This is a genomic window from Candidatus Uabimicrobium amorphum (assembly GCF_009002475.1).
Lineage (GTDB): Bacteria > Planctomycetota > Uabimicrobiia > Uabimicrobiales > Uabimicrobiaceae > Uabimicrobium > Uabimicrobium amorphum.
Genome location: NZ_AP019860.1, coordinates 1,639,291 through 1,652,119, shown reverse-complemented (window position 1 = coordinate 1,652,119; position 12,829 = coordinate 1,639,291). Strand labels below are relative to the sequence as shown.

The window sequence follows — 12,829 nt, the reverse complement described above, 5'->3', positions numbered from 1 at the left end:
TTTTTCAAAAATCTATATTAAAAGATGACAAAGGAGTTACAAAAACAAGTACCCTGCTATTTTTATTTGCACATCATTTCATTATACTATATTTTCGTATGTGAAAATCTAAACATTGACAAATTATTTGTCACATTTGAATGGATAACAGTAAACGTTTATTTGGAAGGCCGAAAATGAAATTTAACAATCATTACCTAGCACAGTTATTCGCGGCAAAGAAAGCCGTCGTTTTTTGTGGTATTACACGCAAAAGGAACAAAAATTAGCGCAGTTTTGGGAAATGTAGTACTTCATTGTAAAAACCTATTTTCGTTTTGACAAAACTACACGATTCTAGTAGTTTGTTGAAAAGTTTCTAATAAACGAGGAACTTGTGTTTTATATTAAGAGTATCGATAAGGAGTTAAAAATGTTTTCACGCTGTATTATGATTCTGCTTGCATTTCTTCCTATGATAGGGTGTATTGGTGGAATTCGCGATACGACAACAGCGAGAACAGCAACCGAAATACTTCTGGTTTCCACCGCAGCGGAACGTGCTATCCAGAACTACAAAGTTGACAAAAGTTTAAGCGGAAAAAAAGTGACCATTGACGATTCACATTATGATTCTGTGGATAAACCGTATGTCAGTAGTGCATTACGCGAACATTTGTCTGCGGCAGGCGCTATTGTCGTTGCCGATGGTTCTGACTACACTGTTGAAGTACGCAATGGAACTCTCGGAATTTTTGATAGCGATTTCACGATGGGTATACCTGGTTTACCTGTTGCTCTCGGTTTTGGGGCAGAACTTCCACCAGTTATTACACCGCCAATTAGTGTATTCAAACGTGATACATCTCAAGGATGGTGTAAAATGCAGTTGTGGATTTATAAAACTGCCGACAACACTTTTGTTTCCAAGTCTGATGACCTTTGGGGTTCTTCTTACTACAATCAATGGATTTTTCTTTTTATAGGTCCATTTGACGGTTCGAATGACATCTACCCCGAGTAATGGGAACTACGTAACAAAAAAGATTTCAATGTCATACCAAAGAATAGCGATTTTTTGAGGGGGTTAAAAAATTTAGATTTTATTTAACCTTTTTGCGATTTGCGCATCTCTAAAGGTAAACCTATACATTTACAAAGGAGATACGCAATGAAAAAATCGCTATGCATTTTAATGCTTTCCACAACAATAGTTGCTTTTGCAGCCAACGTCCAACAGACCGAAATCAACAGCACCGTAAATTCAGGTGTCGCATATTTACTCAAAAAACAAAAACGCAACGGAAGCTGGGAGGGACCTGGCAAAACAGCGTTGGTTGTTTTTACGTTGTTGAAGTCTGGTGTTAACCCGAAAACAAGAGCAATACGCGCGGGCTTTTCTTCCCTCTGGCAGCGTCCTCCTCGTACTACTTATGGCGTGTCTCTCACCATTATGGCTTTAGATTACTATCGTCGTAAAGTTCCCAAATTTCCCAAAAGAATGCAACTGTTATTAAAAGTAATGGTGAAAAAGCTGCTTGCGGCGCGGTCGAATGATTATTGGTCTTATAGTACGCACTCATCTTCTAAAGATTTGTCGAATACGCAATTTGCCGTTTTTGCCTTGAGATCTGCGGTGAGATTAGGAGTCAAAATATCCGATAAGATATGGTTGCGGCTATTGGAAGCTTTGTTGCGTGCACAAAAAAATGGCCATGAAGTCGTTGGAGTCATAGGTGGTAGTAAAAATGAGTATTACAAAAGTGATACGCAACATTACGCACGTGGTTGGGGATATACCGCGAAGGCATCTTCTACGGGAAGTATGACCGCCGCAGGCGTTTGTTGTTTGCTCATTATTCGCGAACATCTTAGTACAACGAAAAAATATGCGCGGGCACATAAGATGTTGACAAAAGGTATCGAGGATGGTATGGCGTGGTTGGCTCTACATTTTACCGTAGAAACAAATCCGAGTCGTTCGCGCCATCACAAGAACTGGCACTATTACTATTTGTATGGTTTGGAACGTGTAGGGAGTTTGATTGGTTGGGACTTGATTGGTCGCTTTGAGTGGTATGCGCTTGGCGCTAGTTATCTTGTGCGACATCAAAGAGACGGTCACTGGAAGGATATGGTGACGACATGTTTTGCTCTGTTATTTTTGGTGAAGGCGACCTTGCCAGCAACCTTACCAGTGAAAGAGACAATTCGTATTATCACTCCAGGGTAGTTTTGGATTGCATGTGATTATTTGGTTTTGCGGTTTCACAAAACCAAATAATCACATGGCAACCTTCGTATAATTTACTGGTGATAAAAATAATAAGCCACTGCTTCAATGTCTTCGTCGCTAAACTTCTTCATCACATAATTCATCTGCAAATCTTTTCTTTTCCCGTCGCGAAAGTCTTTCATGGACTTCACCAAATACCCTTCGCTTTGCTTGATCAAGCTCGGCCACATGGATGCCGGGCTAATGCCATTTGTGCCGTGGCAAGTAAAGCATGTCTTTGATTTAGTCTTGCCTTTTTGCCACTTCTCGTCGTTTAATGGCTCGCTACGTGGCTCATCCCTATACGCAGTGTAGTAATAAGAAAGATAGGTAATGTCTCTATCGGTAAGATTTTTTGCTGCGGGTGTCATTAGCGGGTGCTTGCGCTTTCCTTTGCGAAAATCGCGTAGTGCTTTGACAAAGTAATTACGATGTTGATTGCGCAAATTAGGCCACAGTGTATTGCCACTATTTCCCTCGCGGCCATGGCAGGCATTGCACGCCGCAGAACGAATGCGTCCTTTATTCCATAGTTGGTTTATTTTTACTTCATGCTTTTTTTGCATACCATCTAACTTTTCCAGTGAATCTATGTGGAGAACCGTGATGAGATCTTCTCCCATGCGTGGGATGGTTAGCCACTTTTTGCCCGAAGCAAACCCAATGTCCGCAGCTCCGAGTATACCATGGACAATTACTTTTTTTTCGCCATTTTTGTTTACCGCAAATATCTTCCCTTGCGGCCAGTCTGACACTAAGTAATGATTGTCGTCGTATTTTTCCAGTCCATCTAAATTGCCCAATGTTCCGGTGATGTCTTTTTTGTCTTTTGTTTTCAAATCTAAGGAATACAATTTGCCGGGGGACTGGGCTTTCCATAATTCCGTTAGGTAACCAAAAGCAGCGACAATGAGTTTGTCCCCATCGACGAGTAAACCGTTTGGCGACTCTAAGTGTTTGCCTTCATCCCATATACTGGCTTTACCATCTGTTATTTTCCAAATACGACTTTTGAGTGTATCCGAAACGTAAATATTGCCGTCGTTATCAACAGCAATGTCGTTTAAGAATCCACTATCGGCCAGCTCTATTTTTTGTGTAATTTTTCCTGCGGCGATGTCAATGGCAACCACAGTGTCAATATCGGCTACCCATAACGTACCTTTAGAAGCACGCATGCCTTTTGGTGCGTTTAAACCACTCACCCACGGGGTCATTTTTTGGGGTAATTTCCCCAAAGGCATTTTGGCGATCCAGCCATTGCCGTCCTTGTCTAAACCTACACCGTTGATGTTTGCGACAAATAAGTATTTATCATTGGCGTAAGTGCTCTCAGGAAAGTCGGCATTGGTATATTCCACAACTAGTGGTGTGCCTGTGGGGTAACCGTCGATCTTGGGTTCGATTTGCCCTTGGTAATAGCTTATGTCGATACCCGGCAACGGCTGTGGGGTGGTGTCCACCACTTCGACTTCACTACTACAACTTATCAAAATAACGAAACTTAATACCGCAATATATTTCATAACTTGTCTCCATTTGAATGTAAAATTTTTGCTATCATAACAAATTACGGAAAAATTTTTGCAACTTTTTTTGTGTTGGTCAATAAGTTATAATGGCGTTCAAAATCAACAAATTTAACGAATAGTTGGGGTTTTTATGAATTACAAAAGAAAAAATACACAAGCGCAGCCGCCACTGGAAAACTTTAGTGATGCCAAAATCACCAAAAATCCCGATGTGGCAGGTGGGAGTAAGGCGGTGATGTCAAGTACGCAACATGCCTTCAAAGAAATGGGAACTTTGCGCACTCTACAAACGCTGCGTAAGGTGAACCAAAAAGATGGATTTGATTGCCCTGGCTGTGCGTGGCCGGACCCAGAAGACAAGCGCAGTGTTGTCGAGTTTTGCGAAAATGGAGTAAAGGCCGTTGCCGAAGAGGCGACGAAAAAGCGCGTTACACCACAATTTTTTGGCGAATGGTCGGTGGACAAGCTTTCCTTGCAAAGCGACTATTGGTTGGGGAAACAAGGGCGTTTGACTCATCCAGTTTATCTCGCTCCTGATGCGTCTTGTTATGAAGAAATTTCCTGGGAAGACGCTCTTGAGAAGATTACCACAAAGCTGAAAGATCTTGAAAGTGCGAATGACGCGGTATTTTATACTTCAGGACGTACTAGCAATGAAGCGGCGTTTTTGCTACAGCTTTTTGCGCGTATGTTGGGAACAAATAACCTACCTGACTGTTCAAATATGTGTCATGAATCCAGTGGAATGGGACTCAAGCAAGTTATCGGCATTGGTAAAGGTACCGTAACTTTAGAAGACTTCGAACATGCAGAGTGCATTGTGGTTCTTGGACAAAATCCCGGAACGAATCATCCTCGTATGCTGACCGCTTTGCAGAAAGCTGCGCGTGGTGGCTGTCAGATCATCACCATTAATCCGTTGTCAGAAGTTGGTAGCAACCGTTTTGCACATCCTCAAGAGGTGAGTGGACTAATGGGAGTTAACAGTACAAAGCTTACTTCACTTTTTCTACAGGTGAAGATAAATGGAGATGTTGCTCTTCTCAAGGGAATTTTAAAAGCGTGGTTGGCATTGGATGAACAAAACGACAAACGCCTCATTGACTACGATTTTATTGAGAAAAATACGGTGGGATTTGACGCATTTTGTACAGACATACGCGAAGAATCATGGGAAATCATTGTCGAAGAGAGTGGTATTTCTCAGGAGAAAATCGAAGAGGCAACACAGATTATTGCCCATGCCAAGAGCATGATCTGCTGTTGGGCGATGGGACTGACACAGCATAAAAATGCCATTGCCAATATCCAGAATGTGGTGAATTTACTTCTTCTCGGGGGACATTTTGGGCGTAAAGGCGCTGGTGCATGTCCTGTGCGTGGACATAGCAATGTGCAAGGCGATCGGACGGTGGGTATTACGAGTAATCCCCCGCAAGCGCTTCTGGAAAATCTGTCAAAGGTGTTTGATTTTACTCCTCCACAACAAAAGGGCTATGACACCGTTGCTGCCATCGAAGCGATGTACGACAGTAAGGTAAAAGTGTTTTTTTCTATGGGCGGCAATTTTCTTTCGGCCACACCAGACACCGAGTACACGGCAACAGCAATGAGCAATTGCGATCTTACGGTTCATGTATCGACAAAGCTCAATCGCGCGCATTTGATCACCGGAAAAGAGTCGATTATCTTGCCATGTCTTGGCCGCACCGAGCAGGATGTGCAAAACGGTAAATTGCAATTTTGTAGCGTGGAAAATTCGATGGGGATTGTGCATAAAACACAAGGGTTGCTGACTCCTGCCTCGACGGAGCTGCGCAGTGAAATATGGATTGTGCGCGAGATGGCAAAAGCAATGTTTCCCGAAAAATTTGCGTGGGATTCCATGGACAACTACGATGTGGTGCGCGAGTGCATTGAAAAAACAATCGCAGGTTTCGACAATTACAACAAACGCGTTCATGATGGTTTTTATTTACCGAATGCGGTACGCGACAAGTGCTATTTTGCCACTTCTTCAGAAAAAGGCGTTTTCACGTCTCACCCCATTCCGCGTAGTACATTGCAAAAAGATGAGTATATGATGATGACGATTCGCAGCCACGACCAGTACAACACAACGATTTATGGTCTTTCTGATCGTTATCGTGGTATCCACAATACGCGCCGTGTTATTTTAATGAATCGTTCTGATATGGAAAACGCACAGCTAAAGCAAGGCGATCACGTCGACATTACCAGTCATTTTAGTGGTGAAAAACGCATTGCTCGTAAATTTATGGTGGTGGAATACGATATCCCTGCATGTTGTGTGGCGACGTATTTTCCGGAAGCAAATGTTCTCGTTCCCATAGGTCACAAAGCCGACGGTAGTAACACTCCGGCCTCTAAATCCATCGTGGTTACATTAGTAAAATTTAATGCAGATAGAGATTGATCTACATTTTGATATGTGTACAATGTGTTCTACGATTTCGCTCCTGCTCGCAAATCTATTCGTGATGTTTGAATACTTTAGTTGTTGGGTTTGGGATCGTTTGGAAATTTTACATTCAGTTACATACAATAGGAATCCAATATGATTTCACAAAAATTCACATGGGGCATAGTGCTGTGCATATTCGTTTGCTCATGCTCTGCTCCCGTAAAGGTTTTTGAGACACAAGTGGTTGAAAGTCAACCAATATTTGAAAGCGAAAAAGACCTTGACTATGTTGTTGAGGGAGATGTTGCCTACGAAGATTTTTTAAGCGATATGCCCGTTTATGAAGTACAGATGCAAAAAAATGATCCCACCGAAGGGGTTACAATTTGGGACCCCATTGAGTCTGTCAACCGCCCTATATACCACTTTAACGACTTTGTCATCCGTTGGGTACTCACCCCTGTGGGAGACGTCTATGGTTATGTCGTACCGCGCGAAGCCCAAAAGCGCATTCAGAATGTCGCGGACAACATCAACATGCCTACAAAGTTCGTGAACAATTTATTACAGTTTAAGTTTGTGCATGCCTCTTCTGTGGTAAGTCGTTTCTTGTTGAATTCAACCATTGGAATCGCCGGAATTTTTGACTTTGCTGATTATACAGGAGTTGGTTTTCTAAAAAAGCCACCTGTACAGGGCTTTGAAAAGACACTAGCACACTGGGGGCTACCCCCAGGACCGTTTATCATGATACCATTTCTTGGCCCATCTGATATTCGCGGCATTGGAGGATTGGCTGGTGATAACGCCACCAGCGTATTTACCTATTACCTGCAAGAAGTCGGTACGGTTTTGAATATTAACAATATACTTTATGTAATCGTACCCATATGGAATACAAACACCAAAGGTGTTGCGGACCCGTATGCCAACATTCGCGATTTGTCGCGTCTACGAGTGGTTGGTTCAGTGGAGTTGGAGGAGCATACGCCACAGCAGGAGGCGAAGAAAGTAATACGTCCACAAGATGCGGGAATATTGGAAACGCTGGGTTACTTGCAGTACACAGGAAGAAATCCTCGTTTTGCCAACCAAGCGATCACGGGAGATATCAAGTTTAAAGGCCAAGAGAAAGCGATCAACTATAACGTGTGGATGCAAGAAAAAGAAGCGCCTTTGGCTTTTGTTATTCCTGGTTTTGGGGGAGACTACAACTCGGGATTGTGCAATAAAACTGCGGAAGATTTCTACAACGAAGGTTTTTCTGTTGTTACCATGAGTAGTATTTTTAGTGTGAATTTCGCCCAAGGTTTCAAAGGCAACGATAAGCCGGGCATTATCGCTCGTGACACAGAGCATATATACACCATGATTGAAGCGATCCTCGGAGAGATACGTAACAAGTATCCGCAAAAGATTACCCAAGTGACTCTCGTTGGTTACTCAATGGGGGGATTTTATACCGCTTTTATTGCGGCGAAGGAAGAAAAACTACGCAATCCTATCTTCGATAACTATATCAGTGTTCATAGCCCTGGTAACTTAACCTACGCGATGAGTTTAATTGACCGCTTTACCTATGATAGTTATAAAAACCTTAACAACGAAGAGCGCGCCTCGCGACAGCTGAAAAGTATTGGGACTATTTTTGAGTTGATCACTAGTGGTGGACCAAATCCATGGAATACACCATACCAACTCACCGGAGAAGACGCACGATTTTTGGTAGGATTTAGCTATATTCGTAGTTTACTCGTATGGACAGAAGGACTTCCCGTCGCTAGTTTCTCTACATATTGCCGTAATATTATTATTCCGACGTATCAGAAAAAACTGGGAATAGATGATGGCAATATCAACGAAGAGTTCGGATACAACAACAGTTATTGGAAAATTAAAAATACTTTACGCGATAATTATAAACTAAAATTCTTTGTAAATGCCAATGACCCACTTGTTGATAAACAATCTTTGCGTTTGCTAAAACATTTGGTACCAGAAAATCGCCTAATGCTATCCCCTCGAGGAGGACATTTGGGAAATTTACTGCAAATCCAAAAAGATGTGATAAAAGCCGCAAAGCGTCCTATTATAAAATTACGATAAAAACTTTAGATAATAGTTGACATTCGCGTGGATTTCATTTTTATTGGTACACAGGGGAATAGTCTTCTGTATATATCGCAAGACCTCCTCAGTACCAATAATACAATTACACACATCAAAGCAGAATAAGGTCACTTTCTTTGGCTGAAGGAAGGCAGCCTTGGATATTCCAAAAGAAAATAGATATGTCATATTATATAACAGAGCCATGTGTGGGCGTATGTGACACAGCTTGCGTCGCTGTTTGCCCAGTTGATTGCATTTATACAGCAGAAGAGTATGATATTGAGAGCGAAGAAGATAAAGAGAAGATGCGTGAAGCGAATGATATGTTGTATATAAATCCTGATGAATGTATCGACTGTGGAGCATGTGAACCAGAGTGTCCTGTGAACGCAATCTACCATGAAGATGAAATTCCCGAAGGTCAAGAATCTTTTATACAAAAAAATAAAGATCGTTTCGGCTTGTAATATATTTAGGCTGTATATTTATACAGCCTAAATATAAATAAGATCTACGCAATCGTTACAGAATCATCAAGATAAACATCCTGAATTGCGTTCAAAATTTCGACACCTTCTGTCATTGGCCTTTGGAATGCTTTACGTCCACAAATAAGACCCATCCCTCCAGCTCTTTTGTTGATCACAGCTGTTTCCACTGCTTGCACAAGATCGTTCTCTCCTGAAGCACCACCAGAGTTAATTAACCCTGCTCTTCCCATATAACAGTTTGCTACTTGGTAACGTGTTAAATCGATAGGGTGGTCGCTGCAAAGTTTTTCATAAACGTTCTTGTGAGTTTTCCCAAAATTCAGTGCGGTGTATCCACCGTTATTTACAGGAAGTTTCTGTTTGATGATGTCCGCTTCGATCGTAACACCTAGATGGTTCGCCTGACCGGTGAGGTCCGCAGAAACGTGATAATCTACACCATCTTTCTTGAAGGCAGAGTTACGTGTATAACACCATAAGATAGTGAGTAATCCTCTTTGGTGAGCGTAAGCAAACGCCTTCGATACTTCTTGAATTTGTCGTGAAGACTCAGGTGCACCAAAATAAATTGTCGCGCCAATTCCCACAGCGCCCATATCGTAAGCCTGATCAATACTTGCAAACATAATTTGATCATGGGTATTTGGGTAACTGATGAGCTCATTGTGATTTATTTTGAGAATAAAAGGGATTTTGTGTGCGTATTTGCGTGAAACGGACGCAAGAACCCCCAGGGTTGAAGCGACACCATTACATCCACCTTCTATTGCTAACTTCACAATATTTTCGGGGTCGAAATACATAGGATTGGGGGCAAAAGATGCTCCAGCAGAGTGTTCTATACCTTGATCAACAGGCAAAATAGATAGGTATCCTGTATCTGCCAAACGACCGGCCGAGAATAACGATTGCAGGTTGCGTAGAACAGGTACAGAGCGGTTACTCGGACCAAATATTCTATCCACAAAGTCGCCACTAGGAAGATGGAGTTGATCTTTGCTAATCCCTTGGCAAGTGTGTGACAATAAGTAATCGCTTTTTTCTCCGAGGAGAGATTGAGTTTTTCCCATTAGATTTTCCTAAAAGACATACAACATAAAATATACGATAATACCAGTAATCGAAACGTATAACCACAATGGCAGTAACCAACGGGTAATACGCATGTGTTTTTCGAAATTTCCTTTAAACGCGTGGTAGAGTGCCATAAAAATAGGTGGTACGGAAAACGTTGCCGCAGGTATGTGTGTGAAGAGAACGGCGAAATACACATATCTGATAAAGCCTTCTTTTTCATATTTTGTGATCAATTTCACGTTGAAATGATAGTACAAGTAACTTGCTAAAAAACACGCGGAAGTTGTAAAGGCCATCAACATGAGTTTTTTGTGCAAGTTCGGCTTTTTTGTTTTAATCGCCCACCACCCACTTAGTAAAAAAACAGAGGCCAGCGCATTTAACCCGACGTTTAGTGTAGGTAAATCTTGAATAGTCATTAGAGTAGTTTATCCATACAAATAAGAACGAGAAGTATTGGTAAATATATGATTGACGCCTTTAACAATTCTTTGGCTTGTGAATTTTGTTTACCAAGGCAAAATACCACGGCTTTGTGTAGAAAAAAAGCTCCTAATAGTATTGCTCCACCCAGGTATACGTATCCCATTTGTCCTTCAATAAATAGCCATACCGAGACAGCTATCATAGCCAAAGTATAAAAAATGACTTGGCGAAATGTTCTCTTGCCATCGGGTTCTACCACGGGAAGCATTTTGAAACCACCGCGTGCATAGTCTTCTCTATACATCCAAGCGATGGCGTAAAAATGTGGATGTTGCCAGGCAAAAAGTATGGCAAATAACAACCAAGCTTCGATGGTAATAGCACCCGTCGCTGACCAACCGGCAACTGGAGGAATTGCTCCTGGAATCGCACCTATAAATGTATTCCACCACGTTATTTTTTTGAGTGGAGTATATACCAGAACGTACGAGAGTGCGGCCAACAGCACCAAGGAGGTTGTCATAATATTTACGAGAAAGAATAATACAAGTGTTCCCGCTATAATGAGTGTGGTTCCAAAAAATAAGGCCTGGCCTGGCGAAATAACTCCTTGAGGAAGAGGCCTATTGGCTGTGCGGCGCATTTTTTTGTCTGTCTCACGTTCGATATAGTGATTAAGTGCTCCGGAACCACCGACAGCTAACGCCATACCGCACAAAGTATATACCAATGTGACAACTGGCGTTTCATTATTGTTCGCCAAAAAATATCCCATCGTAGCGGTAATCAACACCATCATGAGTATTCGTGGTTTTGTCAATTGGATGTAAGTTGAAATTGGTAATTGCATAAGAAAATTCGTTTGTATTGTATTTGCTTTCAACATTTTTACTTTCATGAATTGAGTGTTCTACATCTGGTTGTAACGCAATTTTACTTCGCTACAACCAGTTACGTCTTTACTTAAAGAACTTTGCCACCGTTTTTTCGGAAGGTGGACTTGACATCAGTGAACCTATAATAAGTGCCAGAGTGGAACAAATAATAATTGGTAATACAGGCATAATAGTTATATTCATCGATTCCGATGATGCGCTGATAAAAGGTAGTATTTCCGGTAAAAGAAAACTACTTTTCGCTCCCCAATTTGCTTTACTTAGAAAGAATAGCCACATACCAATGGCGGTAACGACGGAGGCAATGGCCCCCACTTTCGTAGTTCTTTTCCAATAAATAGAGGCAAAAACCAGCGGAAATAAGCTGGAGAATCCGGTAAAGCACCATACAGCGAGGGGAAAAACACGTACCGGTTTAAAGAGTGATATAACATAGGTAACCGCAACTATTGCGATAATAAATCCACGTGCAATCCATACTTTTTGAACGTTGGATATTTTGCTTTCGTCCGCATAATGTAACACAATGTCATTGGTAAATATTGTACCTAGACACAAAAACTGTGAATCGAGAGAGGACATAATGGCGGCTAAAATACCTGCGCCCAGTAAACCAGTTAGAACAGGGCTATCGAGTAGCTTGCGGATTAATATGGTGAGAACCTGATTGGCACGACTGTGGTCGGGAACGACGAGAGTACCGTCGATCATCGCCGATGAAGCCCAAACTCCGATTAAAACACACGGAACCCACACCAGCATAATAAAAACTGGGTGAGCTATTATGGAAAGGCGAAATGATTTTGCTGATTTAGCTGTTAACCAATGTTGAAATAAGTGTGGAAACATCCCCACGGATAGTGGGATTAACATGTATGTCGCAAATTCAAATTTTGATATATGTGCGCTTCTTGCCAGAAGGTCTGGTTTGTGCGCGAGTACCATTTGTGTGGCTTTTGCCGCACCTCCTAACGCGTCAGAAATCATATAAAAGGCTACGATTCCGAGAATGATAAATACGCATGTTTGAAACGCGTTGGCCCATGCGGCACCGCGAATTCCACCGTAAAAAATGTAGGTGACGACAACACAACAAATAACAAGTGTTCCAAGCCACGGCGGAACAGCTCCAGCGGCAAAAACACCAGGTAATGCGCCTTTTGTTAGAGCGAAGATACTCGCTCCACTTGCCAAAAGACCAATGAGCAAGTACGGAAGAACGAGAAGTACTAACACGGGAAATAGTACGAGTCCTATGCTGTCGCTCTCAAAACGATCGCGAAAATATTGAATTTGCGTGGTATAACCGTATTTTTTTCCAAATACCCATAGCTTCATACCAACGAGAAAGAAAACCGCAGAGTGAATAATTCCCGAAGCAGAAGCCATAAGTCCATAAACGCCGATTCCGCGTTCGTAAGCTTCGCCACTACTACCCACAAGTGCAAAAGCGGTCATTGTCGTTCCAAAGAGCGACATAAACAACAAAAAAGGGCCAATGCTGCGACCTGCGAGAAAAAAGTCACTTGTTGTCTGTTTTGCAAAACGCGCGCTAAGTACCCCTAAGGACAATAGCAATAATAAATAACATGCAATTACGATAAGTACAGTCACGT

The 12,829-nt window shown here is 42.0% G+C and carries 10 protein-coding genes; 5 read left to right on the top strand and 5 right to left on the bottom strand.

The features are described from left to right. Positions 1–412 precede the first annotated feature (412 nt). Both UABAM_RS05810 and UABAM_RS05805 read left to right on the top strand, forming a co-directional pair. Complete coding sequence (locus tag UABAM_RS05810; RefSeq protein WP_151967058.1) at positions 413–1,003, top strand: DUF6655 family protein; 591 nt, start codon at positions 413–415, stop codon at positions 1,001–1,003. A gap of 147 nt (positions 1,004–1,150) precedes the next feature. Then, complete coding sequence (locus UABAM_RS05805) at positions 1,151–2,212, top strand: hypothetical protein (RefSeq protein ID WP_151967057.1); 1,062 nt, start codon at positions 1,151–1,153, stop codon at positions 2,210–2,212. Between the two features lie 74 nt (positions 2,213–2,286). Here the strand turns inward: UABAM_RS05805 and UABAM_RS05800 are convergent, their stop codons facing one another. Next, positions 2,287–3,780 (bottom strand): c-type cytochrome, encoded by a 1,494-nt coding sequence (locus UABAM_RS05800; RefSeq protein WP_151967056.1) that lies wholly within the window; start codon positions 3,778–3,780, stop codon positions 2,287–2,289. Between the two features lie 136 nt (positions 3,781–3,916). On the opposite strand from UABAM_RS05800, the gene UABAM_RS05795 reads away from it, so the two are divergent. From UABAM_RS05795 to UABAM_RS05785, 3 genes are all read left to right on the top strand, one after another. Beyond that, on the top strand, positions 3,917–6,223 hold the full coding sequence (locus tag UABAM_RS05795) for an FdhF/YdeP family oxidoreductase (RefSeq protein ID WP_151967055.1): 2,307 nt from the start codon (positions 3,917–3,919) through the stop codon (positions 6,221–6,223). A 141-nt stretch (positions 6,224–6,364) separates the two neighbouring features. Continuing rightward, the gene (locus UABAM_RS05790; RefSeq protein ID WP_151967054.1) at positions 6,365–8,317 is read left to right on the top strand and encodes an alpha/beta fold hydrolase; all 1,953 of its coding nucleotides are present in this window, start codon (positions 6,365–6,367) and stop codon (positions 8,315–8,317) included. Between the two features lie 185 nt (positions 8,318–8,502). Beyond that, the gene (locus tag UABAM_RS05785) at positions 8,503–8,790 is read left to right on the top strand and encodes a 4Fe-4S dicluster domain-containing protein (protein WP_151967053.1); all 288 of its coding nucleotides are present in this window, start codon (positions 8,503–8,505) and stop codon (positions 8,788–8,790) included. Positions 8,791–8,834: 44 nt separating this feature from the next. Here UABAM_RS05785 and UABAM_RS05780 read toward each other — a convergent pair whose 3' ends face one another. The 4 genes from UABAM_RS05780 to UABAM_RS05765 form a co-directional block, all read right to left on the bottom strand. Next, entirely contained in the window at positions 8,835–9,884 is a 1,050-nt protein-coding gene (locus UABAM_RS05780; RefSeq protein ID WP_151967052.1) for a class I fructose-bisphosphate aldolase, read from the bottom strand. A gap of 9 nt (positions 9,885–9,893) precedes the next feature. Beyond that, entirely contained in the window at positions 9,894–10,310 is a 417-nt protein-coding gene (locus tag UABAM_RS05775; RefSeq protein WP_151967051.1) for a DUF420 domain-containing protein, read from the bottom strand. After that, the gene (gene cyoE, locus UABAM_RS05770; protein ID WP_173013151.1) at positions 10,310–11,167 is read right to left on the bottom strand and encodes a heme o synthase; all 858 of its coding nucleotides are present in this window, start codon (positions 11,165–11,167) and stop codon (positions 10,310–10,312) included. Before cyoE ends, UABAM_RS05775 begins: the two co-directional genes overlap by 1 nt. A 109-nt stretch (positions 11,168–11,276) precedes the next feature. Beyond that, complete coding sequence (locus tag UABAM_RS05765) at positions 11,277–12,827, bottom strand: sodium:solute symporter family protein (protein ID WP_151967049.1); 1,551 nt, start codon at positions 12,825–12,827, stop codon at positions 11,277–11,279. Between the last annotated feature and the right edge of the window lie 2 nt (positions 12,828–12,829).